Source organism: Brevundimonas sp. GW821-FHT10A07, assembly GCF_059415785.1.
This window is the reverse complement of the sequence record NZ_JBWKNX010000005.1, coordinates 38,525-59,845: the sequence shown is the minus strand read 5'-3', so window position 1 is coordinate 59,845 and position 21,321 is coordinate 38,525. Positions and strand designations below refer to the sequence as shown.

The window sequence follows — 21,321 nt, the reverse complement described above, 5'->3', positions numbered from 1 at the left end:
CATGAGGCTGGGGATCGTCGCCATCGGCCGACCGGGCCGAGGGCCAGAGGCGACCCTCGCCGACGACTACGCCAAGCGCGCCACCCTGTCCGGACGCGCGCTTGGCCTCGGCCCCCTTGAACTGATCGACCTGGAAGCCAAGAAGCCGGGCAAGGGGCCGGAAGCCGAACTGATCCTCGCGGCCGCGGAAGGGTCGCATCTGATCGCCTGCGACGAGCGTGGAAAGACCTATTCCTCGCGCGCCTTCGCCGACCATGTCGCCAAACTGCGCGACCAGGGGGAACGCCGTCTGGTCTTCGCCATCGGCGGCGCGGACGGGCTGGACGACAGCGTGCGCGCGGCCGCCTCATCGACCCTGGCCTTCGGTCCCCAGACCTGGCCCCACGCCCTGGCCCGCGCCATGCTGGCCGAACAACTCTATCGGGCCGTGACCATCCTGGCCGGATCCCCCTATCATCGCGACTGACATGGGTCGCGCCGCCACACTCTCTCTCGCCCTGCTGACGGGCTTCGTGCTCGCCGCGCCCGCCGTGGGCCGGCAGGCGCCTGAAAGCGAGCTGGCCCGCACCCAGGCCGAATACCGCGACGAGGCCGTGCGGGCGCGCCGCCTGCGCGCCGACGCCGATGCGGCCAAGTCCGAACTGGCCCAGCTGGAGCGACGCCTGGCGGCCTTGCGCGCCGACGAACGGACCGACGACCGCCAGATCGACGACCAACGCGCCCGCCTGCGCCAGCTCAGCGAACGCGAGGCCGAACTGGTCACGAACCTGGCCCGGGAGCGCGGGGCCCAGGGCCGGCTGCTCAGCGCCCTGCAGATGATGAGCCGTCGCCCCCCGCCGCCCCTGCTGATTCCGGCGGACAAGGCGGTGGATACGGTGCGCGCCTCCATCCTGCTTCGGGCCATGACGCCCGACCTGGAAAGGCGCGCCCAGGCCCTGGCCGCGCGTCAGGCCGAGATCATGCGCATCCGCCGCCTGGCGGTCCTGTCGTCCGAACGGCTGCTGACCACGGAAAGCGCCCAGGGCGACCGCCGCGCCGAGATCGAGGGGCTGACGGCGCGCAAGACCGCCCTGACCGCCGTCCTGAACGCCGAGGCTCGCACCGCCGAACGCGCGGCCCGCGTGCTGGAGAACCGTATCCGCCAACTGGGCGGCGACGTCCCCGCGGCCGAGACGGCCGAGGCGGCGCCCACGCGCCTGCCCGCCGGCCGCACCCGCCTCAGTTCGCCCGTCCAGGGCGCGCCCAGCCAGACCTGGGGGGCAGGGACCTCGGGGTGGCGCTGGCGGGCCGACCGGGCGGCCGTGACCGCCCCCGCCGACGCCAAGGTCGCCTACGCCGGCCCCCTGACCGGCTGGGGCCAGGTGGTGATTCTGGATCTCGGCCCCGGCTGGCGGGCGGTCATCGCCGGGCTGGAAAGCGTGGACGTGGCGCACGACGCCCGCGTCTCGGACGGCCAGACCCTGGGACGCAGCGGCCCCGACGGCGACGTCTATTTCGAACTGCGGCGCGAGGAACGGCCCATCGATCCCGGTCCCTGGCTGAAATAGGCTCCGACAGGCGTCATTTCCGGCCTCTTGCCTCTGACGGCGAGTTGGGAGGCGGCGAAATGGCCGAGATGCGATAAGGCCTTGCTTTCCAACCTGACGCTGATTTTATCGGCGTGACGCTGCGCCGCCACGATTTCGTCGTGTCTGCGGGGCCTTACCCTTGCAACGGGCGCCTTTCATGATCGGCCCGACCGAAAGAGACCGAATGCGTAAACTGCTCCTCGTCGGCTGCGCCGCCCTGGTTCTCGGCGGCTCGGCCGCCGTCGCCACCAGCCAGACGCCCCGCAACGAAACCTTCCGGATGCTGGAGCTGTTCGGCGACGTGGTCGGCATCGTCGAGCAGGCCTATGTCGTCCCCGTCGACAACAAGAAGCTGATCGAGGCGGCCCTGGCCGGCATGATGACGGCGCTGGATCCCCACTCCAACTATCTGCCGCCGTCCAACTATGACGAGCTGCGCGAACGGACCGAGGGGCAGTATTCGGGCGTCGGCCTGACCATCACCTCCGAGGGCGGGCTGGTGAAGGTCATCTCACCGATGGACGAAAGCCCCGCCGCCAAGGCCGGGGTTCAGGCTGGCGACGTCATCTCATCCATCGAGGGGCAGAACGCTTCCGGCCTGACCGTCAGCCAGGTGTCCGAGAAACTGCGCGGATCCGTCGGCACCAGCGTGCGCGTCACCTTCCTGCGCGACGGCGAGGACCCGCTCGAGGTCGTCCTGACCCGCGAGATCATCAAGGTTCAGTCGGTCACGGGCCGGGTCGAAGGCGATTTCGGCTATCTGCGCGTCTCGACCTTCAACGAGAACACCGGCCGCGAACTGACCGAGGCCATCGCCAAGATCAAGGCCGAGAAGCCCGGCGTGAAGGGCTATGTCCTGGACCTGCGCAACAACGGCGGCGGCCTGCTGAACGCCGCCATCGACGTGTCGGACGCCTTCCTGGAGCGCGGCGAGATCGTCAGCCAGCGCGGCCGCAAGCCCGAGCAGATCCAGCGCTATTCCGCCAAGCCCGGCGATCTGACCGGCGGCCTGCCGGTGGTGGTCCTGGTCAACTACGGCTCGGCCTCGGCCTCGGAAATCGTCGCCGGCGCCCTGAAGGACCATGAGCGGGCGACCATCGTCGGCCTGACCAGCTTCGGCAAGGGGTCGGTCCAGACGGTGATCCCGCTGCGCCAGGGCCAGGACGGCGCCCTGTCGATCACCACGGCCCGCTACTACACGCCGTCCGGCGCCTCGATCCAGAAGATCGGCATCGAGCCGGATCTGGAGGTCGCCCGGTCCGAGGCCGAGGCCCGCATCGTCTCGCGCTCCAGCTTCATCTATTCCGAAGCCGCCTACGCCACCGCCCTGGACTCCTCCATCGGCGCGGAACGCAAGGGGCCGCACACGCCGCGCGAGGCCCCGGGCAAGGACTTCGACAAGGAAAAGGACTACCAGCTGCAACGCGCCCTGGATGTCCTGCGCGCCGGCGGCGACCTGTCCAAACTGTCCGCCCCGCCCGAGACGATCGTCGTCACCGAGCCGGGCTCCGAACCGAAGAAGGACGAAACCCCGGACGAAACGCCTGAGGACTGATTTCGGCACGCGGGTTGCAAGCCTTTCCGCAACAGTCGCGTCGTCGACTATTTCGGAAAGGAGAATGTCTTGTCGATTTCGTCGGTTAGCAGCTTCCTTGGCAGTGTGGGCTCGGTCGGCCAGAGCGCATCCGCCGGGCAAAATAAGCCCACTTCTGTCCTTCAGAACGATCTTGACCAGATTCGTGAGAAGGGGCTCAGCGCCTGGGCGCATGAGCAGCAGATGGAGAAGCTCAAGGCGCGGCTCCGCGAGCAGGTCCTGTCGGACAAGAATATGAGCGAGCGCGACGTCGCCGCCCTGCCGAAGGAAGCCCGCGCCACGATCGAGGACGAGATCGCCAAGCTGGTCGCCCAGAAGCTGCAGGAGGCGCTGGAGGCCAAGGTCAAGGACGCGGCCGCCCAGGGCAAGACGCAGGCCGTGCTGCTGAACATCTCCGTCTGAACCGGGAAGGGGCCTCCGCCGTGCGCACGGCGAGAGAATCTGTGGCGTTGGGATTCGACATTCCCCTTGTTTTCCTTCATAAGCCGCCGCTTCCGACGCAAGTGAACCTCGCGTCTCCACCCACACGACAGCTCTTTTGTCGTGCTACCGCGCTCCGCGCTGCTTGAGCACAGCCCATTCGGGCTCAAGCAGGCCGCAAGGCCGATAGCCCAAAAAAGAGAACGAGGTGGGCGAGAACCCTCTGCCGACGTGATCGTCGCCAGAGGCCGTTGTCGTATGGAGCCGTTTCACCCGTCGCCACGAGGTAGTGAATGTTCGAGGCTCTGAACGAGCGGCTGACAGGCGTCTTCGACCGGATCACCGGCCGCGGCGCCCTGTCCGAAAAGGATGTCGCCGAGGCGATGCGCGAAGTGCGCGTGGCCCTGCTCGAGGCCGACGTCGCCCTGCCGGTCGTCAAGGAATTCATCGCCTTCGCCACCGAGCGCGCCACGGGCGAAGAGGTCATCCGTTCGGTCCGCCCCGCCGACCAGGTGGTCAAGATCGTCTATGACGGCCTGATCGAGATGCTGGGCGGCGAAGAGCCGGTCCCGCTCAACACCAACGCCACTCCGCCCGCCGTGGTCCTGATGGCCGGCCTTCAGGGCTCGGGCAAGACCACGACCTCGGCCAAGCTGGCGCTGCGCCTGACCAAGTTCGATCGCAAGAAGGTCATGATGGCCTCGCTGGACACGCGTCGTCCGGCCGCGATGGAACAGCTGGCCCAGTTGGGCAAACAGATCGACGTCGCCGTCCTGCCCATCGTGGCGGGCGAAAGCGCCGTCCAGATCACGCGCCGGGCGCTGCAATCCGCCAAGCTCCAGGGCTTCGACGTCCTGATCCTCGACACCGCCGGCCGCATCACCCTGGACGAGGGGCTGATGAACGAGGTGGCCGAGGTCGCCGAGATCGCCAAGCCCGTCGAGACCCTGCTGGTCGCCGACAGCCTGACCGGCCAGGACGCGGTCCGCACCGCCGCCGCCTTCCACGCCCGCCTGCCCCTGACGGGCCTGGTCCTGACCCGCGCCGACGGCGACGGTCGCGGCGGCGCCATGCTGTCGATGCGGGCCGTCACCGGCCTGCCGATCAAATATCTGGGCGCCGGCGAAAAGGTCGATGCGCTGGACGTCTTCGACGCCCGCCGCGTCGCCGGCCGCATCCTGGGCCAGGGCGACATCGTCGCCCTGGTCGAGAAGGCGTCGCAGGACCTGGACCAGGCCAAGGCCGAGAAGATGGCCCGCAAACTGGCCAAGGGCCAGTTCGACCTGGACGACCTGGCCGGTCAGCTGCAGCAGATGAAGCGGATGGGCGGGCTTCAGGGCATCATGGGCATGCTGCCCGGCGTGGCCAAGATGAAGGGTCAGATGGCCGAGAGCGGCATCGACGACCGCATGATCCTGCGCCAGGAAGCCATCATCTCCTCGATGACCAAGGTCGAGCGCAAGAAGCCCGACCTGCTGAACGCCAGCCGCAAGAAGCGGATCGCCGCCGGCGCCGGCGTCGATGTCCAGGACGTGAACCGGGTTCTGAAACAGCACCGCCAGATGGCCGACGTGGTCAAGCAGATGGCGCGCGGCGGACCCAAGAAGATGCAGCAGATGGCCGCCATGCTGGGCGGCCTCGGCGGCGGCGGCGGCATCCCCGGCATGCCGGGCATGGGCGGCGGCCCCGATCTGAACCGATTGAAGGCCCTGGGCGGCGGCAAGACGCCGGAACCCAGCGCCGACGACCTGAAAGCCATCCAGGACCGCCTCGCGGGACTTGGAAACCCCCTCGGGGGCGGCGGACAACTTCCGGGAGGCCTTCCGGGCCTGCCGGGCTTCCCTCCCAAGAAATAACGACTTCCTAGAAAGAGACTGAAAATGCTGAAGATTCGTCTGGCCCGCGGCGGCGCCAAGAAGCGCCCCTACTACCACATCGTCATCGCCGACTCGCACTCGCCCCGCGACGGCAAGTTCATCGAGAAGGTCGGCAGCTACAACCCGATGCTGCCCAAGGACGGCGCCACTCCGCGCGTCGCCCTGAAGGTCGAGCGTATCGCCGAATGGCTCGGCAAGGGCGCCCAGCCGACCGACCGCGTCGCCCGCTTCCTGTCGCAGGACGAGACCCTGGGCGCCAAGGTGAAGTGGACCCAGTCCAACAACCCGAACAAGGCCCAGCCCGGCAAGAAGGCGCAAGAGCGCGCCGCCGAACGCGCCCAGCGCGAAGCCGACCGCCTGGAAGCCGAAGCCGCCGCCAAGGTCGAGGCCGCTGAAGCCGCCGCCCGCGCCAAGGAAGAAGCCGCCGCCGCTGCTGCTGCTCCGGCTGTCGAAGAAGCCCCGGCCGAAGAATCGCCCGCCGCTGAAGCCGCTGCTGAAGAGGCCCCCGCTGCTGAAGAAGCAACCGAAGAAAAGACCGAAGCCTAAGATCTTCGGTCTCGACACGATCAAGGCGGCGTCCTTCGACGCCGCCTTTTTCATGCGCTACTAGACCCTCTCCCGCTTGCGGGAGAGGTGGCCCGGCGATCGGCGCAGCCGATCCAGGGTCGGAGAGGGAAGTGTCGCGACACTTCCCCCATCGTCAGCCGTCTCGCTGCGCTCGACGAGCTGACACTTCCCCCCGCAAGCGGGGGAAGATCTAGGACGACGGACACAGACCATGACCACGGACAGCAGATTGATCCTCGTCGGCCAGATCGGCGGCGGTTTCGGGGTGCGGGGCGAGGTGCGGGTGACCGCCTTCACCGCCGATCCCCTGGCCCTGACCGCCTATGGCCCGCTGCTGCGCGCCGACGGCACGGTCGCCCTGACCCTGTCCGCGACCCGCCCGGACAAGAGCGGCGTGGTCGGCCGGGCCAAGGAGATCGCCACCAAGGAACAGGCCGACGCCCTGCGCGGCCTGAAACTCTATGTTCCCCGCGACCGCTTCCCCGAACCGGAGGAGGACGAATTCTATCTCGCCGACCTGCTGGGCGTCGAGGTCCGCGACACGGCGGGCGAGGTCATGGGCACGGTCAAGTCGGTCCAGAATTTCGGCGCCGACGACATGCTGGAGATCGCCCCCGCTGCGGGCGGCCCGACCTGGTATCTGCCCTTCACCAAGGAAGCGACGCCCGAGCTGCACCTGGCCGACGGCTGGCTTCTGGCCGTCCCGCCGACCGAGGTGGGTGAGCGCGAGCCGGACTAGCTGTTGTCTTCGACCTCGGCGTCCGGGCCGTTCTTCTTGATGGAGTCGATGGCGTTCTGGGCCGAGGCCTTGGAGCTGTAGCCTTCGGTCGAGAACAGGGTCTCGGAATTGTATTTGAACCGGACCCGGAACTCGCCGGCCTTGTCCTTGTAGATCTCGAACTTGTGCGCCATCGGGCGTCTCCCTTCCTGCGACCTGTGATCGGTCACGGCCAAGCTGGCGCCGTCCTCGGTGCGTTTCCAGACACAAGCCCGCGACCAAATCGTGCCGATGACAGTTGCGAACCTTGCGCATGGCGCCGACATGGTTGTTCATCACCACGCCGAGGCCGAACCCATGACCGACCTGTCCACCTTTCCGATCACCGGCCGCTGGCCGGCCCGGCGTCCCGACCGGTTGCAGCTCTATTCCCTGCCCACGCCCAATGGCGTGAAGGTGTCGATCATGCTGGAAGAGGTCGGCCTGGCCTATGAGCCGCACTTCATCGACATCATGGCCAACGAGACCTGGGGGCCGGAATTCCTCTCGCTGAACCCCAACGGCAAGATCCCCGCCATTCTCGACCCGGACGGCCCCGGCGGACAGCCGCTGGCCCTGTTCGAGTCCGGCGCCATCCTGATCTATCTGGCGGAAAAGACCGGCAAACTGCTCTCGACCGATCCGGCGACCCGCTATGAGACGATCCAGTGGCTGATGTTCCAGATGGGCGCGATCGGCCCGATGTTCGGCCAACTGGGCTTCTTCCACAAGTTCGCCGGCAAGGACTATGAGGACAAGCGTCCGCGCGACCGCTACGTCGCCGAGAGCCGCCGTCTACTGGGCGTGCTGGAAACGCGGCTAGAGGGCCGCGACTGGATCATGGACGACTATTCCATCGCCGACGTCGCCACCCTGGGCTGGGTCCGCAACCTGATCGGCTTCTACGAGGCGGGCGAGATCGTCGGCTTCAACGACTTCCCGCACGTCGCCGCCTGGCTGGAGCGCGGCCTGGCCCGTCCGGCGGTGCAGCGCGGGCTGGCGATTCCGGCGCGGGGCTGAACCCTCGCCCATTGGCCGCGTTGTCTCGCCACACCAACAGGAGCGCGACCGATGGGCATCTTCTCTTCGATCTGGAACAAGATCACCGGCCACAAACCGAAGACGGCCCCCGCGCCGTCGCTGACCGTCGGCGGCGCGCCCCCCACGCCGGGCGCTGCGCCCATTGCGACGGCGGCACCTGTCCTGCCCCCGGTCGACGTCGAGGCGGTGCTCAGCGATCTGGCCGAATCCAGGGGGGGCGGCGGCAACTGGCGCACCTCGATCGTCGATCTGCTGAAGCTGCTGGATCTGGATTCCAGCCTGGCCGCCCGCAAGGAACTGGCCGAGGAACTGAACGTCCACGCCGGCGAACACGGCTCGGCCGAGCAGAACACCGCCCTGTCCAGGGCGGTCTGGAACAAGCTGGCGGAAAACGGCGGCCAGGTTCCGGCGTCGCTGCGGGACTGAGGCGACTCGGCGGCCCGGGGCGCTGGATCAGGCTTTCGGTCTGATCCAGCGCAGCGCGCCCAGGGCCGCGAAGCCGACGACCAGGCCCCAGAAGGCCGAGCCTATGCCGAACAGGGCGATCCCCGATCCGGTGGCGGCGAAGGTCAGGACGGCGGCTTCGCGCTCGTCCGACTTGGCCAGCATGGCGACCAGAGCGCCCGTCAGGGCCGCGATCAAGGCCAGGCCCGTGATGATGGCCAGCACCGCCGGCGGCATGGCGATGAACAGTCCCGCCAGAGGCGCCGCGAACAGCGCCACCAGGATATAGAAGCCGCCATAGATCACCCCGACGATCCAGCGTCGCGCCGGATCCGGGTGGGCGTCCGGCCCGGTGCAGAGGGCGGCGGTTATGGCGGCCAGATTGACTCCGTGCGCCCCGAACGGCGCGGCGATCACGCTGGTCAGGCCCGTCGCCAGGATCAGGAGGTTCGCCGGGGGCGCATATCCGGCGGCCCGCAACACCACCAGGCCCGGCAGGTTCTGCGACGCCAGCGTCACCAGGAACAACGGCAGGCCCAGACTGGCGGCGACCTTCCAGTCAAAGGCGGGCATGACGGGCGACAGCGTCCCGAACAGGCCAGTCCCCGGCGGCAGGCCGATCTGGTTCCTGAGCATCAGCACGACGAAAGCCGCGCCCAGGACGGCGGGCAGGGCCCAGGCGGGCCACAGGCGGCGCACGACGATGAAGACGGCCAGCAGGCCGGCCGCCAAGGTCAGCTCGTCGGGCGCGACCTTGAACAGTCTCAGCACGAAGGGCGACAGCACGCCCGCCAGCATGGCCGAGGCGACCGAGGCCGGGATTTTCTGGGCCAGCCGTCCCAGGACGGGCAACAGGCCGGTCAGCAGCATCAACACGCCCGCCACCACGAAGGCGCCGACGGCGTTGGCCCAGCCCAGCCCCAGAGTGGAGGCCGCGAGCAGGGCCGCGCCGGGCGTCGACCAGGCCAGGACGACCGGCATCCGCAGTCGCCAGCTCAGCACCATGCCCGGCACGCCTATGCCCAGGCACAGGGCTGTGACCATCGACACGATCTGGGCGGGGTGGGCGCCGAGCGCCTGACCCGCCTGCACCACCAGGGCCACCGTGCCGCCGAAGCCGACGACGGTCGCCACCGCCGCCGCCGAAACGGCGGACGGCGTCAGCAGGGGGACGGACGGTTCGGAAATGGACAGGGGACGCCCCTATTCCTCGTCGCCGGCCAGACCCATCATGTGGAAGCCGGCGTCGACGTGGACGACTTCGCCCGTGGTCGACAGGCCCAGGTCCGAGCACAGCCACAGGGCCGCCCCGGCGACGCCTTCCATCGAGGTGTCTTCCTTCATGGCCGACATGGCGCGGCCCTGGCTGATCATGCCGCGGCCGCCCGAGATGCCGGCCAGCGACAGGGTGCGCATGGCGCCGGCCGAGATGGCGTTGACGCGGATGCCCTTGGGCCCCAGGTCACGGGCGATATAGCGGGTCGCCGCCTCCAGCGCCGCCTTGGCCACGCCCATGGTGTTGTAGTTGGGGATGGCCCGTTCCGAGCCGAGGTAGGTCATGGTGATCATCGACCCGCCGTTCGGCATCAGTTTAGACGCGCGCTTGGCCACGTCCACGAAGCTGAAGGCCGAGATGTTCATGGCCAGCAGGAAGCTGTCGCGGCTGGTGTTCTCGACGAACGACCCCTTCAGCTCGTCCTTGTTGGCGAAGGCGACCGAGTGGACGACGAAGTCGATCGTGCCGAACTCTTTTTCCAGCTCGGCGAAGGCGGCGTCCATCGAGGCGTCGTCGGTGACGTCGGCCTGGATCAGCAGCCTGGCGCCCACGCTCTCGGCCAGCGGCCGCACCCGACGCTCAAGCCCATCGCCCAGATAGGTGAAGGCCAGTTCCGCCCCCTGGGCCGCCAGTTGCGAGGCGATGCCCCAGGCGATGGAATTGGCGTTCGCCACCCCCATGATCAGGCCCTTCTTGCCCTTCATGAGTTCGCCGGTCGGCATGTTCCAGCCTTCGGAAGCGGCCATGATACGTCTCCTGATGATTTGCGCGGAGGGTTAGCAGGCGCAGGCCACGGGCTCAACGTCTTCTCCCTCCCCCTGCGGGGGAGGGGGGCGAAGGCGGAGCCGAAGCCGGGTGGGAAGGGCCGCGCGACCCGTCCCCGACATTAGAAGATCTGAGCGGCGTCGCCTTGCCGCCCCCGCCCCGTCGCTGACGCGACGCCCCTCCCCCGCAGGGGGAGGGAGATCCATTGTCGTTAAAGCAGGGCCGAAATCGCCGCCCGCGCCGCCTCGCCCAGATCGGGGCGTTTCAGGGCCAGGGCCACATTGGCGCGCAGCAGGCCGATCTTGTCGCCGCAGTCGTGGGTGACGCCCGCGTATTCGACGGCGGTGAAGGCCTGGCGCTCCATCAGGCGGGCCATGGCGTCGGTCAGCTGGATCTCGCCCCCGGCGCCCTTCTCCTGGGTCGCCAGCAGGTCGAAGATCTCCGGCTGAAGGATGTAGCGGCCCGAGATCGACAGATTGGACGGCGCCGTGCCGGGGGCGGGCTTCTCGACCATCCCCTTCATCTCGATCCGGTTGCCCTGACGGCCGACCGGATCGACGATGCCGTATTTGTGGGCCTGTTCGACATCGACGGATTCCACGCCGATGATGTTGCCGCCGGTCTCGGCATAGACCTCGGCCAGCTGTTTCAGGGCGCCGGGCTGCGAGTCGACGATGACGTCGGGCAGGATGACGGCGAAGGGTTCGTCGCCGATGATGTCGCGGGCGCACCAGACGGCGTGGCCCAGCCCCTTGGGCTGCATCTGGCGGGTGAAGCTCATCTCGCCGGCCGAGGCCAGCTCGGCGTTCATCATCTCGAGGATCTCGATCTTGCCCTTGGCCAGCAGTTGGGCCTCAAGCTCGATCTGGTGGTCGAAATAGTCCTCGATGGCGCCCTTGGAGCGGCCGGTGACGAAGACGATGTGCTCGATCCCGGCTTCGCGGGCTTCTTCGACGATATAGGAGAGAATCGGCCGATCGACGACGTTCAGCAGTTCCTTGGGCGTGGTCTTGGTGCCGGGAAGAACGCGGGTGCCGAGGCCCGCGACGGGCAGAACGGCCTTGCGCAGACGCGCGGGCTTGGTGGTCATCAATGAATCCTGACAGCTATCCCGCCCCTCTTAGCCGGTGCGGACCGGCGAAAGAAGGGGCAGGACGGCCGTCGGTTCCGCCTTACTTGGCGGGCCGCTGCATCGGGGTCATGGCCGATGCGGTCGCGCGCTGGGCGACCAGTTGGTTTTCGGGCAGCGGGATCAGGCCGCGGTCGGCCAGATAGCCGCCCTTGCCTGCGGCGCCTTCCGACAGGAATTCCTGAATATACTGCTGCAGGCCGGGGATCACGCCGATATGGGCCTTCTTCACATAGATGAAGAGGCTGCGCGACAGCGGGTATTCGCCGCTGGCGATGGTGTCGGCGTTGGGGGTGACGCCGTCGATGGTCTCGGCCTTCACCGTGTCCAGGTTCTGTTCCAGGAAGGAATAGCCGAACACGCCCAGCGAGCCGGGGGTGCGGGTCAGGGTCTGGACGATGGCGTTGTCGTTCTCGCCCGAGTCGATCCAGGCGCCGTCTTCGCGCAGGGTGTGGGCCAGGGCCTCGAACCGGTCCTTGTCGGCTTTTTCCACGGCGGCGGCGGCGGGCACCAGCTTGGCGCCCGGCGTCATGCCCAGCTCCAGGAAGGCGTCGCGCGTGCCCGAGGTGGGCGGCGGGCCATAGACCTGGATCCGCTGGTTCGGCAGGCCCTTGTTGACCTCGTTCCAGGTCTTGGCCGGGTTGGCGACGAACTGGCCGTCGGGGCCGGGCACTTCCTTGGCCAGGCCTTCGTACAGGTCGTTCAGCTCGAAGTTGAAGCCGTTGCCGTTGCGGGCCGTGGCGACGACGATGCCGTCAAAGCCGATCTTGATCTCGACGATGTCGGTGACGCCGTTCTTCTGGCACAGGTCGAACTCCGACGCCTTCATGGGACGCGAGGCGTTGGCGATGTCCGGGGTGTTCGGGCCGACGCCCTGGCAGAAGGCCTGGATGCCGCCGCCGGTGCCCAGGGATTCGACGCGGGGCGCGGCGCCGCCGGCGGTGCGGGCGAAATTCTCGGCCACGCGGGTGGCGAAGGGGAAGACGGTCGACGAACCGGCCGACCAGATGCCCGAACGGGCGCCCGAGCTCCCGCCGCCGGAGCCGTCGCCGCAGGCCGCCAGGGCCAGAAGGGCGGCGGCCGCCGTCGCCAGTTTCAGTGTGCGGATCATTTGAAGATCTCCCTGAGCATCGATTTCACGACGGTTAGACCAGACGAGTGTGACTGTTTTTCCTGCGTCCCGGGCACGGCGCCCACCGTTACAGCAGGCGTTTGCGCATGACCTGGGACAGGGTGTCGATCAGGGTCACGGCGACCACGATGACGATGGCGATGGCGGCGACCCGGCTGTAGTCGAAGGCCTGGATGCTCTCGAACAGGGTCTGGCCGATGCCGCCGGCCCCGATCAGGCCCAGCACCGTGGCCGCGCGGCTGTTGGATTCGAACCGATACAGGGCGAACGAGGTCCACAGGGGCGCCACCTGGGGGAAGACGCCCCAGACGATCTCGTGCAGCTTGCCGGCGCCGGTGGCGCGCACGCCCTCGACCGGCCCCTTGTCGATCGACTCGACCGCTTCGGAGAACAGCTTGGCCAGCACCCCGCCGGTGTTCAGGGCCAGGGCCAGCACCCCCGCCAGCGGACCCAGTCCCACGGCGACGATGAACAGGGTGGCGATGACCAGGTCGGGGATCGAACGCAGCAGGTCCATGAACCGGCGCACGATGAAGACCATCCAGCCGGGCGCGATGTTGCGCGACGCCATCAGGCTGAGGGGCAGGGCGATGAAGACGGCCAGGAAGGTGCCCCACAGGGCGATCTGCACCGTCAGCCACATCTGGCCCGCCAGACTGGTCGTCGGCTGGGTGAAGACATGGGTGAACGACGTCCAGAAGTCTCCCGGCGGGAAGATGGCCCCCCAGTCGGGCCGCAGCAGGTCGGCGCCATAGGTGGAGATGTTCGACGAGCCCGAGAACAGCCGGCCGAAATTCTGCATGTCCACCTTGCCGAAGCTGGCGATCAGGATGATCGCCAGACCGCCCCACAGCATCAGGTCGAACAGGGTCGCCGACAGCGACTTGGTCGGCGCCGAGGGGATGGCGGTCGGGGCGACGCCGCCCTTGGCCGCCATGTCGAGGCTGGCTTCGGTCAAGGCTGGACCTCACGCTTGGCGCGCAGGGCGGCCAGGTCGCGTTCGGCGGCGGCGACGCCGGCCTGGTCGTTCTTGGCCCTGGCCTCGCTCAGCTTCTGGTCGGCGACCATCTCGCGCACCGGGTCCAGGTAGGAATCGTCGGCGGCGCGGAACATCGAATAGTTCAGGCCCGCCAGCACCTGACGCTGGCGCTCGGCCTCGGGGCCCTGGCCCTGGCCGTAGGTCAGGAAGAAGCTGCGCAACTTCTCCTTCAGCGCCGGATCCAGATCCTCGCGGATGACGATGCCGGATTCCGGGATCGGCGGCGACACCCAGATGTCCTCGATCTGCGACGCCAGTTGCGGGTTCTCGCGGCGCATGAAGACGGTGTTGACCGAGTTGGAGGTCGCAACATCGACCACGCCCGTGGCGACGGCGAAGGCGTTGGCCTGGTGGCTGGCCGAGCGCACGGTCTTGAAGCACTGGGCCGGCACGATGCCGCGGGGATTGAACAGGAAGGTCAGCGGGGCGAGCGTGCCCGAGGTCGACTGGGCGTCGCCGATGCCGAAATCATACTGCTTGCCGCAGGCCAGCACCTTGTCCAGCGTGACGCCCGAGCCTTTGCGCACGATCAGGGTCGAGGTGTAGCTGTCGCGACCCTCGGGATCGACGATGCGGGCGATGACCTCGCCCTGGGCGCGGTCGACGGCTTCCAGGGCCGGTTTGGCCGAGAACCAGGCCACCTGGGTCTGGTTGAACCGCATGGCCTCGATCAGGACATTGTAGTTGCCCGCGAAGAAGGGCTTCACCGGCACGCCGACGGCCTTGGACATGTCGTCCAGCAGCGGCTGCCACAGCGGGCCCGAAGAGGCCTGGCCCTCGGCCGAGAGGATGGAGAAGGTCAGTTCCGACGGCATGGTCCCGGCCGCCGGCTTCTCGTCGCCCCCGCCGCACGAGGCGAGGCCCAGGATCATCGCGGCGCCCAGGGCGGCGACGCCGGCCTTCGCTACGAAGCGACGCGCCAAAGAAGCTTGAAACGGGCTCATGCCTTGGTCTCCCAGAACGCGTCCTCGAATTCAGGACCATAGATATCGATCAGGCGCTGTTGGTCCAGGCCCGTGGCGGGACCGTCATAGACGATCTTGCCGCCCTGCAGCGCGATGACGCGGTCGCAGTAGCGGATGGCGTAGTCGACCTGGTGCAGGGTGACGATCACCCCCATGCCGTCGCGGCGATTCAGCTCGACCAGCAGCTCCATCACCTTGCGGGCGGACACCGGGTCCAGCGAGGCGACGGGTTCGTCGGCCAGGATGGCCTTGGCCCCCTGAACGATGGCGCGGGCGATGGCGCCCCGCTGCTGCTGGCCGCCCGACAGGGTGTTGGCGCGCTGCCCGGCGTAGTCGCTGACCCCGACCCGGTGCAGGGCCGCCATGGCGCGATCCTTGTCGGCCTGGGGCCACAGGCCCAGCAGGCCCTGCCAGGCCGGCAGACGCCCCAGGGCGCCCAGCATGACATTGGAGAACAGGCTCAGCCGCCCGACCAGATTGAACTGCTGGAAGATCATGCCCAGTTTGCCGCGCGCCTGGCGCACGGCGCCGGTGACGCGCCCGTCCTTCTGGACGGTTTCACCAAAGACGCTGATCGTCCCCTTGCCGGGATCGATCGACTGCAGGCCGGTGATGGAGCGCAGCAGGGTGGACTTGCCCGATCCCGACGGGCCGATCAGGGCGACCATCTCGCCCGAGGCCACGGAGATCGAGACGCCGTCCAGCGCCTTTCGCGATCCGAAGGTCTTCGACACGTCACGCGCCAGGACAAGCCCGGGGGCGACGGCGGCTGCGGATGAGGTCATGAACTCGCTGGGAGGCTGTGGCGAACGGGCGCCGCATGACGCGACAAAGGCTTCTGGGCAAGTCTTAATCGCACGGCAGGCGCAATCTCGTCCAGACCCGACCCGTTCAACCGGCCTCGGCCGCCGCCTCGACCCGTGCGACATCGGCGGCGATCGGCAGGGCGACGCGCGATCTGTCCAGCGCCTCGCGGGCCAGAACCTCCACCGCCCCGGCCAGGGCCGGCGTCGTCGCCAGAGTCTTCAGGCCCTTCTGAAGCCGCACGGCGACGGCGACGTCTCCGGCCCCGTAACGGGCCACCGGTCCGAAAACATCGTCAAGCAGGTCCGCGTCGGCGATTCCCGGCACGAACAGCCGGTCGCGATGCGGGGGCTGTTTTTCCGGACTGGCGTCGGCCGTCCAGACGTCCAGCAGGCGGACGCCCGCGCCGATGATCTGGATCGCCGTTCCGGGGTCGTTGACGCCGGGAGACAGGGCCTTGGCGGCGATCTCCCCCAGCACGATCAGGCCGAAACGCGGATCCTGATCATAGGACCGGGAATCGCCCAGGGCGAAGGCCGAACAGAAGTCGGCCTGCGCCGTGTCGTCGCAGGCGGCCAGGCTGATGCGCGCCAGCACCCCGCCGCGCCGCACGAAGGCGCCCGGCGCAGCCACGACCTCGACCTGACAGTCGCGCGCCTCGGCCAGGGTCTGAAGCCGGTCGGGATCGACGTTCTGGACATAGCCGGTGGCGGGGGCGACGACGACGGCGCCGTTTTCCAGGCCGCCCGCCCGGCCGCCCAGTCGCGGCAGGTCACGGCGCTGTTCCAGCGCATCCCGTGCATAGGACTCGACCAGCTCGATCATGTGCCCGACCCGCGCCAGGCTGGACAGGCGGTTGATCCAGGCCAGCAGGCGAAACGCCACCAGCCCGACCATGGCCAGGCTGAACAGGAACAGGATCGCCCGGCCGTTCTGGCCGTAGTAGTGGGCGTTGATCGCCGTCACCGACACGATGGCGTACAGGAAGGCGCCGACGAAGGTCGCCAGCGACTTCTGGGTTTCCTCGTCGCTGGTCACCAGGGCCGCGACCCTGGGGCTGGCGGCGGACGACACCGACGTATAGGCAGTCACCATGGCCCCGACCGAGAAGGTCGCGACGCCCAGCAGGCTGGACGCCAGTATGGTCAGGATGGATTCGACCGATTCTCCGCCCAGGCGCTCGGCCATGTCCTGGGGCACCCAGGGCGACAGGGCCGCCGCCAGCAGCGAGGCCGCCAGGCCGAAGACGGCGTAGGCGGTCGCCCGCACCCACAGTTGGCGCCGCGTCTTGCGCCACAGAAACAGCCATCGATTCATTCACGCCTCCCGTTCATCAACGGCGTGAAAAGGCCAAGGTTGCGCCCCTGGGGGGCTGTGACACTGTCGCGGGGGATTTGTGACAGTCCAAACCCAGGCCCCGCCACGAAAAAACCCCTTTACATGACAGTCCGATGCCCCCATATCGCGGCTTCCGGCGGACCCCGTGGTCTAACCGTTAAGCGCTGCTAACGCCGGTCTGGGTTTCACAATTAGCAGGGGGTTACGTGAATTGCGCACGTATCAGCTTCCCCTGGACCTGGTCCGTGAGCGGTCCCCTGAACGTCCCGTCGCCCTCGTGCGACCGCGTTCGGTATCCGTAGCGGCGCTTTGGTTCCAGGATAATCTAAAAGCCGACGTCTTCTATGCCGTGAAGGCGAATCCGTCGCGTTGGGTCATCGAGACCCTGATCGAGGCCGGGGTTCGTGGCTTCGACGTGGCGTCCATCGCCGAGATCGAACTGGTGCGTTCGGTCAGCCATGACGTTCGCCTGGCCTTCATGCATCCGGTCAAGAGCCGGTCTGCGATCACCAAGGCCTATTTCGAACACGGCGTTCGCACCTTCTCGCTCGACTGCGTGGATGAGCTGAACAAGATCCTCGACGCCACCGGCGGCGCGGACGACCTGAACCTGATCGTGCGCATGGCGGTTTCGGCCGACGGCGCCGCCTATACCCTGTCGGGCAAGTTCGGCGTCCCCGCCGACCAGGCCCCCGCCTTGCTGCTGGCCACGCGCCAGGCGGTCAAGGACGGGCTGATGGGCGTCAGCTTCCATGTCGGCAGCCAGTGCATGCGCCCGACCGCCTATCAGGCGGCCATGGCCCAGGTCGGCCGTTCGATCAGCCGTGCGGGCGTCATCGTGGACATCGTCGATGTCGGCGGCGGCTTCCCCTCGGTCTATCCCGGCATGGTGCCGCCGGACATGAGCGAATACGCCGACGCCATCCATCGCGGCTTCAACGAGATGCCGGTGTCGGAAACGACCGAGCTGTGGTGCGAACCCGGCCGGGCCATCGTCGCCGAATCCTCGTCGATCCTGGCCCGTGTGGACCTGCGCAAGGGCGACGCCCTGTATCTGAACGACGGCTCCTACGGCTCGCTGTTCGATGCGACCCACTCGCGCTGGCCCTTCCCGACCAAGCTGGTCCGGGACGGCGAGGCTGCGTCCGAGCTGAAGGCGTTCCAGTTCTATGGTCCGACCTGCGACTCGATCGACCATATGCCGGGTCCGTTCTGGCTGCCGGCCGACATCCGCGAAGGCGATTTCATCGAAATCGGCATGCTCGGCGCCTATGGCGTCGCCATGTCGACCGGCTTCAACGGCTATGGCGAACACGACATCGCCATCGTCGAAGACGCCCCGATGGCCTCGCTCTACGGCTTGGCGCCGCGCTCCATCCCCACCGTGCGCACCACGGCCGAGGAGAACGCCCGCAAGGTCGTGCGTCTGTCACGTCCGAAAGGTAAGGCCGGTCAGAGGAAGAAGTCGCGACGCTGATCGTGAGAGGTGAATCGTGAGTCGTGATTGTCAGCCATGACCGACTTGCGAACTCACCGCGATCTAGACGTCTGGAAGCTCTCGGTTGATTGGGTTGAAGCCGTTTATCGTTGCTCGGTCTCCTGGCCGTCTGACGCGCGGTTTGGCCTGATCAGTCAAGTTCGTCGTTCAGCCGTCAGCGTGGCCGCCAATATCGCGGAGGGCGCAGGCCGAAACGGAACGGGGGAGTTCGTCCACTTCCTCGGCGTCGCGCGCGGGTCGCTCGCGGAGGTCGAAACCCATCTCCTCATCGCCGCGCGTCTCGGCTATCTAACGACTGACAATCTCCAGCCTTTGCTTGCCGACATGGAGCGGATCGGGCGTATGCTCTCCGCCCTTTCGACGCGACTGAAGCAACGGCGGCACGACTGACCGCACTTCACCATTCACGCCTCACGATTCACGAGTCACCCATGACTGCCAACACCAAGGCCCAGCTGCTGCAGAACGTCGTCGAACACGTGGACATCACGTCCTTCGACGCCCGTCCGATCATCGACAGCATGCGCAAGATGTCGTTCTCGAGCCGCGACACCGCCCGCGCCGCCGACATCTTCTCCATGGCCATCGAGGACAAGGACTGCTCGCCGTGGCTGATCCTGGCCGGCTCGACCTCGGCCGGCGGCTGCATGCACGTGTACCGCGACATGGTGAAGTTCGGCATGGTGGACGCGGTCGTCGCCACCGGCGCCTCGATCGTGGACATGGATTTCTTCGAGGCCCTGGGCTTCAAACACTATCAGGCGGCCGGCGAGGTGGACGACAACGTCCTGCGCGAGAACTACGTCGACCGGATCTACGACACCTATATCGACGAGGAAGAGCTCCAGGCCTGCGACCACACCATCCTGGAGATCGCCAACCGGCTGGAGCCGCGCGGCTATTCCAGCCGTGAGTTCATCTGGGAAATGGGCAAGTGGCTGAGCGAGGGCAACGCCAAGAAGCCCGGCTCGCTGATCCAGACCGCCTATGAAGAAGGCGTGCCGATCTTCTGCCCGGCCTTCGTCGACTCATCGGCCGGCTTCGGCCTGGTCAAGCACCAGAAGGAACGCGCCGCGGCCGGTCTGCCCTATCTGATGCTGGACGCCATCGCCGACTTCCGCGAACTGACAGACATCAAGATCGCCGCCGGCGTCACCGGCCTGTTCATGGTCGGCGGCGGCGTGCCCAAGAATTTCGCCCAGGACACCGTCGTCTGCGCCGAAATCCTCGGCGTCGAGGCCGAGATGCACCGTTATGCGGTCCAGATCACCGTCGCCGATGTCCGCGACGGCGCCTGTTCCTCCTCGACGCTGAAAGAGGCCGCCTCCTGGGGCAAGGTCCAGACCACCCACGAGCAGATGGTCTTCGCCGAAGCCACCACCGTCGTCCCCCTGATCGGCTCCGACGCCTACCACCGCGGCGCCTGGAAGGCCCGCGACAAGCGCCGCTGGAACAAGCTGTTCGAGAGGGGCTGAGCCGAGGCGGCTGCCCATGAGAAAAAGGCCGGCGGACCGATCCGCCGGCCTTTTTCTTACCCTCTCCCGCTTGCGGGAGAGGTGGCCCGTCGTTCGCGCAGCGAACCAGGGTCGGAGAGGGAAGTCTTCGTTCAGAAGAGACTTCCCCCATCGTCAGGCGTGTCGCTACGCGCCACGACCTGACACTTCCCCCGCAAGCGGGGGAAGGTCGTTCTAGGCCGCGCAACCCTCGAACCCGGCCCGCAGCGCGGCCTCGTCCAGCTCGCGGCCGATGAAGACGGCGCGGCTCCAGCGGCGTTCGCTCTCGCCCCATTCGCGTTGCAGATCGCCCTCCAGGATCATGTGGACGGCCTGGAAGACCAGGCGGCGGTTCTCGCCCTGGACGTCGATGATGCCCTTGGCGCGCAGGATGTTCTGACCCTGCTCGCCCAGCAGCCGATCCAGCCAGGCGGTGAATTTCGCCCCGTCCAGCGGTCGGTCCAGCGACAGGGAAATCCCCTTGATGTCGTCCTGGTGGGCGTGACCCCTCGCGCTATGGGAATGGGCGTCATGGGAATGGTCGCCGTGCGAATGATCATGCCCGTGGTCGTGGTCATGATGATGGTGGTCGTGGCCGCAATGCTCGTCGTGCACATGGCCGTCCGCGCCGTGCGGCGGGTTGGCGAAGTCCGGCTGGACCTCCAGAATCCGCTCCAGATCGAAGGCGCCCAGGCCCAGCACCTGATCCAGCGGCACGTTCGACCGTTCGGCGCGCACGATGGGCGCCAGCGGGTTCAGCGCCCGCAGCCGGGCCTCGACCGCGTCCAGCTCTTCCGCCGTCGCCAGATCGACCTTGTTCAGGATGATCCGGTCGGCGAAGGCCACCTGTTCGCGGGCCTCCTTGGAGTCGTCCAGCCGCGCCATCACGTGCTTGGCGTCGACCAGGGTGGTGACGCTGTCCAGCTGGGTCTTGGCCTTGACGTCCTCGTCGACGAAGAAGGTCTGGGCCACCGGGCCGGGGTCGGCCAGGCCCGTCGTTTCCACGATGATGGCGTCGAAGGCCGGCTTGCCGGGACGCTGGCGCTTCATCAGGCCGGCGACCACGCGGATCAGGTCGCCCCGCACGGTGCAGCAGACGCAGCCGTTGTTCATCTCGAACACGTCCTCGTCGGCGCCGACCACCAAGTCGTTGTCGATGCCGATCTCGCCGAACTCGTTGACGATGACGGCGTAGCGTTTGCCGTGATCCTCGGTCAGGATCCGGTTCAGCAGCGTGGTCTTGCCCGCGCCGAGATAGCCGGTCAGGACGGTGACGGGGATCTTGCCGCCAGAATTCTGGGGTGCGGCGGTCGAAACGGGGGCGTCGAGGGTGTCGGTCATAGGCCGCTAGATGGCGGCTGCATCGCCCGATGAAAAGGGGGCTTAGGCCTTCTTCACGAACTCGACGCGCAGGACCAGACCGCGCACCTTGTCGACATTGGCCTCGATCTCGTCGGTGTCGCCGGTCAGACGGATGTTCTTGACCAGGGTCCCGCGCTTCAGCGTCACGCCGCCCGAGCCCTTGACCTTCAGATCCTTGATCAGGGTCACGCTGTCGCCGTCGGCCAGGATGTTGCCGTTCGAGTCTTTGGTCACGTCTTCGGTCATGGCGAA

At 67.6% G+C, this 21,321-nt stretch carries 23 protein-coding genes; 12 read left to right on the top strand and 11 right to left on the bottom strand.

Features of this window, described 5'->3' with window-relative positions; translation table 11 throughout:
• The first annotated feature begins 1 nt into the window (after position 1).
• The 7 genes from rlmH (at position 2) to rimM (ending at position 6,765) form a co-directional block, all read left to right on the top strand.
• Positions 2-466, top strand: coding sequence for a 23S rRNA (pseudouridine(1915)-N(3))-methyltransferase RlmH (gene rlmH / locus AC07NC_RS05335; protein WP_008262378.1), 465 nt, complete (start codon positions 2-4; stop codon positions 464-466).
• A gap of 1 nt (position 467) precedes the next feature.
• The gene (locus AC07NC_RS05330; protein ID WP_494568818.1) at positions 468-1,547 is read left to right on the top strand and encodes a murein hydrolase activator EnvC family protein; all 1,080 of its coding nucleotides are present in this window, start codon (positions 468-470) and stop codon (positions 1,545-1,547) included.
• A gap of 205 nt (positions 1,548-1,752) precedes the next feature.
• The gene (locus AC07NC_RS05325; RefSeq protein WP_494568817.1) at positions 1,753-3,123 is read left to right on the top strand and encodes a S41 family peptidase; all 1,371 of its coding nucleotides are present in this window, start codon (positions 1,753-1,755) and stop codon (positions 3,121-3,123) included.
• A 222-nt stretch (positions 3,124-3,345) separates the two neighbouring features.
• Positions 3,346-3,564, top strand: coding sequence for a hypothetical protein (locus AC07NC_RS05320; protein ID WP_008262658.1), 219 nt, complete (start codon positions 3,346-3,348; stop codon positions 3,562-3,564).
• Between the two features lie 311 nt (positions 3,565-3,875).
• Positions 3,876-5,438 (top strand): signal recognition particle protein, encoded by a 1,563-nt coding sequence (gene ffh / locus AC07NC_RS05315; RefSeq protein WP_035309160.1) that lies wholly within the window; start codon positions 3,876-3,878, stop codon positions 5,436-5,438.
• 24 nt (positions 5,439-5,462) lie between these two features.
• Positions 5,463-6,005, top strand: coding sequence for a 30S ribosomal protein S16 (rpsP, locus tag AC07NC_RS05310; protein ID WP_494568816.1), 543 nt, complete (start codon positions 5,463-5,465; stop codon positions 6,003-6,005).
• Positions 6,006-6,237: 232 nt separating this feature from the next.
• Positions 6,238-6,765 (top strand): ribosome maturation factor RimM, encoded by a 528-nt coding sequence (gene rimM / locus AC07NC_RS05305; RefSeq protein ID WP_494568815.1) that lies wholly within the window; start codon positions 6,238-6,240, stop codon positions 6,763-6,765.
• Here rimM and AC07NC_RS05300 read toward each other — a convergent pair.
• Positions 6,762-6,938: a YegP family protein gene (locus tag AC07NC_RS05300; RefSeq protein WP_008260025.1), complete on the bottom strand. Its 177-nt coding sequence runs from the start codon at positions 6,936-6,938 to the stop codon at positions 6,762-6,764. The two genes, rimM and AC07NC_RS05300, sit on opposite strands and share 4 nt — an antisense overlap.
• Positions 6,939-7,101: 163 nt before the next feature.
• Here AC07NC_RS05300 and AC07NC_RS05295 point away from each other — a divergent pair, with 163 nt between their 5' ends.
• On the top strand, positions 7,102-7,803 hold the full coding sequence (locus AC07NC_RS05295; protein WP_494568941.1) for a glutathione S-transferase N-terminal domain-containing protein: 702 nt from the start codon (positions 7,102-7,104) through the stop codon (positions 7,801-7,803).
• 51 nt (positions 7,804-7,854) lie between these two features.
• Entirely contained in the window at positions 7,855-8,250 is a 396-nt protein-coding gene (locus tag AC07NC_RS05290; protein WP_494568814.1) for a DUF3597 domain-containing protein, read from the top strand.
• A gap of 27 nt (positions 8,251-8,277) precedes the next feature.
• On the opposite strand, the gene AC07NC_RS05285 is transcribed toward AC07NC_RS05290, so the two are convergent.
• The 8 genes from AC07NC_RS05285 to AC07NC_RS05250 all read right to left on the bottom strand — a co-directional run bounded on the left by AC07NC_RS05285 (position 8,278) and on the right by AC07NC_RS05250 (position 16,695).
• Complete coding sequence (locus tag AC07NC_RS05285) at positions 8,278-9,432, bottom strand: benzoate/H(+) symporter BenE family transporter (RefSeq protein WP_426025897.1); 1,155 nt, start codon at positions 9,430-9,432, stop codon at positions 8,278-8,280.
• Between the two features lie 39 nt (positions 9,433-9,471).
• The gene (locus AC07NC_RS05280) at positions 9,472-10,266 is read right to left on the bottom strand and encodes an enoyl-ACP reductase FabI (protein ID WP_494568940.1); all 795 of its coding nucleotides are present in this window, start codon (positions 10,264-10,266) and stop codon (positions 9,472-9,474) included.
• A 254-nt stretch (positions 10,267-10,520) separates the two neighbouring features.
• The gene (galU, locus tag AC07NC_RS05275; protein WP_494568813.1) at positions 10,521-11,399 is read right to left on the bottom strand and encodes a UTP--glucose-1-phosphate uridylyltransferase GalU; all 879 of its coding nucleotides are present in this window, start codon (positions 11,397-11,399) and stop codon (positions 10,521-10,523) included.
• A gap of 82 nt (positions 11,400-11,481) precedes the next feature.
• The gene (locus AC07NC_RS05270) at positions 11,482-12,549 is read right to left on the bottom strand and encodes a substrate-binding domain-containing protein (protein WP_494568812.1); all 1,068 of its coding nucleotides are present in this window, start codon (positions 12,547-12,549) and stop codon (positions 11,482-11,484) included.
• 88 nt (positions 12,550-12,637) lie between these two features.
• The gene (phnE, locus tag AC07NC_RS05265) at positions 12,638-13,528 is read right to left on the bottom strand and encodes a phosphonate ABC transporter, permease protein PhnE (RefSeq protein ID WP_008258633.1); all 891 of its coding nucleotides are present in this window, start codon (positions 13,526-13,528) and stop codon (positions 12,638-12,640) included.
• Positions 13,525-14,553 carry a phosphate/phosphite/phosphonate ABC transporter substrate-binding protein gene (gene phnD, locus AC07NC_RS05260; protein WP_008259855.1) on the bottom strand — a complete coding sequence of 343 codons (1,029 nt, stop codon included), beginning with the start codon at positions 14,551-14,553 and terminating at the stop codon, positions 13,525-13,527. The genes phnE and phnD overlap by 4 nt, the downstream gene beginning before the upstream one ends.
• The gene (gene phnC / locus AC07NC_RS05255) at positions 14,550-15,359 is read right to left on the bottom strand and encodes a phosphonate ABC transporter ATP-binding protein (RefSeq protein ID WP_008264302.1); all 810 of its coding nucleotides are present in this window, start codon (positions 15,357-15,359) and stop codon (positions 14,550-14,552) included. Before phnC ends, phnD begins: the two co-directional genes overlap by 4 nt.
• A gap of 106 nt (positions 15,360-15,465) precedes the next feature.
• The gene (locus tag AC07NC_RS05250) at positions 15,466-16,695 is read right to left on the bottom strand and encodes a DUF2254 domain-containing protein (RefSeq protein ID WP_494568811.1); all 1,230 of its coding nucleotides are present in this window, start codon (positions 16,693-16,695) and stop codon (positions 15,466-15,468) included.
• 232 nt (positions 16,696-16,927) lie between these two features.
• On the opposite strand from AC07NC_RS05250, the gene AC07NC_RS05245 reads away from it, so the two are divergent.
• The 3 genes from AC07NC_RS05245 to AC07NC_RS05235 are packed head-to-tail and all read left to right on the top strand — an operon-like array spanning position 16,928 to position 19,689.
• On the top strand, positions 16,928-18,193 hold the full coding sequence (locus tag AC07NC_RS05245) for a type III PLP-dependent enzyme (protein ID WP_035307304.1): 1,266 nt from the start codon (positions 16,928-16,930) through the stop codon (positions 18,191-18,193).
• Between the two features lie 36 nt (positions 18,194-18,229).
• Positions 18,230-18,604 (top strand): four helix bundle protein, encoded by a 375-nt coding sequence (locus AC07NC_RS05240; protein WP_494568810.1) that lies wholly within the window; start codon positions 18,230-18,232, stop codon positions 18,602-18,604.
• Between the two features lie 41 nt (positions 18,605-18,645).
• Positions 18,646-19,689 carry a 1,9-bis(guanidino)-5-aza-nonane synthase gene (locus tag AC07NC_RS05235; protein WP_154726130.1) on the top strand — a complete coding sequence of 348 codons (1,044 nt, stop codon included), beginning with the start codon at positions 18,646-18,648 and terminating at the stop codon, positions 19,687-19,689.
• 213 nt (positions 19,690-19,902) lie between these two features.
• Here AC07NC_RS05235 and AC07NC_RS05230 read toward each other — a convergent pair whose 3' ends face one another.
• Positions 19,903-21,048 carry a CobW family GTP-binding protein gene (locus AC07NC_RS05230; protein WP_494568809.1) on the bottom strand — a complete coding sequence of 382 codons (1,146 nt, stop codon included), beginning with the start codon at positions 21,046-21,048 and terminating at the stop codon, positions 19,903-19,905.
• 42 nt (positions 21,049-21,090) lie between these two features.
• Positions 21,091-21,315 carry an alkylphosphonate utilization protein gene (locus tag AC07NC_RS05225; protein ID WP_008263608.1) on the bottom strand — a complete coding sequence of 75 codons (225 nt, stop codon included), beginning with the start codon at positions 21,313-21,315 and terminating at the stop codon, positions 21,091-21,093.
• Positions 21,316-21,321: the final 6 nt, after the last annotated feature.

What these genes read in the sequence shown, in the direction of transcription:
- rlmH (WP_008262378.1), top strand. Translation starts at nt 2, where the DNA reads ATGAGGCTGGGGATCGTCGCCATCGGCCGACCGGGCCGAGGGCCAGAG.
- AC07NC_RS05330 (WP_494568818.1), top strand. Translation starts at nt 468, where the DNA reads ATGGGTCGCGCCGCCACACTCTCTCTCGCCCTGCTGACGGGCTTCGTG.
- AC07NC_RS05325 (WP_494568817.1), top strand. Translation starts at nt 1,753, where the DNA reads ATGCGTAAACTGCTCCTCGTCGGCTGCGCCGCCCTGGTTCTCGGCGGC.
- AC07NC_RS05320 (WP_008262658.1), top strand. Translation starts at nt 3,346, where the DNA reads ATGGAGAAGCTCAAGGCGCGGCTCCGCGAGCAGGTCCTGTCGGACAAG.
- ffh (WP_035309160.1), top strand. Translation starts at nt 3,876, where the DNA reads ATGTTCGAGGCTCTGAACGAGCGGCTGACAGGCGTCTTCGACCGGATC.
- rpsP (WP_494568816.1), top strand. Translation starts at nt 5,463, where the DNA reads ATGCTGAAGATTCGTCTGGCCCGCGGCGGCGCCAAGAAGCGCCCCTAC.
- rimM (WP_494568815.1), top strand. Translation starts at nt 6,238, where the DNA reads ATGACCACGGACAGCAGATTGATCCTCGTCGGCCAGATCGGCGGCGGT.
- AC07NC_RS05300 (WP_008260025.1), bottom strand. Translation starts at nt 6,938, where the DNA reads ATGGCGCACAAGTTCGAGATCTACAAGGACAAGGCCGGCGAGTTCCGG.
- AC07NC_RS05295 (WP_494568941.1), top strand. Translation starts at nt 7,102, where the DNA reads ATGACCGACCTGTCCACCTTTCCGATCACCGGCCGCTGGCCGGCCCGG.
- AC07NC_RS05290 (WP_494568814.1), top strand. Translation starts at nt 7,855, where the DNA reads ATGGGCATCTTCTCTTCGATCTGGAACAAGATCACCGGCCACAAACCG.
- AC07NC_RS05280 (WP_494568940.1), bottom strand. Translation starts at nt 10,266, where the DNA reads ATGCCGACCGGCGAACTCATGAAGGGCAAGAAGGGCCTGATCATGGGG.
- galU (WP_494568813.1), bottom strand. Translation starts at nt 11,399, where the DNA reads ATGACCACCAAGCCCGCGCGTCTGCGCAAGGCCGTTCTGCCCGTCGCG.
- AC07NC_RS05270 (WP_494568812.1), bottom strand. Translation starts at nt 12,549, where the DNA reads ATGATCCGCACACTGAAACTGGCGACGGCGGCCGCCGCCCTTCTGGCC.
- phnD (WP_008259855.1), bottom strand. Translation starts at nt 14,553, where the DNA reads ATGAGCCCGTTTCAAGCTTCTTTGGCGCGTCGCTTCGTAGCGAAGGCC.
- phnC (WP_008264302.1), bottom strand. Translation starts at nt 15,359, where the DNA reads ATGACCTCATCCGCAGCCGCCGTCGCCCCCGGGCTTGTCCTGGCGCGT.
- AC07NC_RS05250 (WP_494568811.1), bottom strand. Translation starts at nt 16,695, where the DNA reads ATGAATCGATGGCTGTTTCTGTGGCGCAAGACGCGGCGCCAACTGTGG.
- AC07NC_RS05240 (WP_494568810.1), top strand. Translation starts at nt 18,230, where the DNA reads ATGACCGACTTGCGAACTCACCGCGATCTAGACGTCTGGAAGCTCTCG.
- AC07NC_RS05235 (WP_154726130.1), top strand. Translation starts at nt 18,646, where the DNA reads ATGACTGCCAACACCAAGGCCCAGCTGCTGCAGAACGTCGTCGAACAC.
- AC07NC_RS05230 (WP_494568809.1), bottom strand. Translation starts at nt 21,048, where the DNA reads ATGACCGACACCCTCGACGCCCCCGTTTCGACCGCCGCACCCCAGAAT.
- AC07NC_RS05225 (WP_008263608.1), bottom strand. Translation starts at nt 21,315, where the DNA reads ATGACCGAAGACGTGACCAAAGACTCGAACGGCAACATCCTGGCCGAC.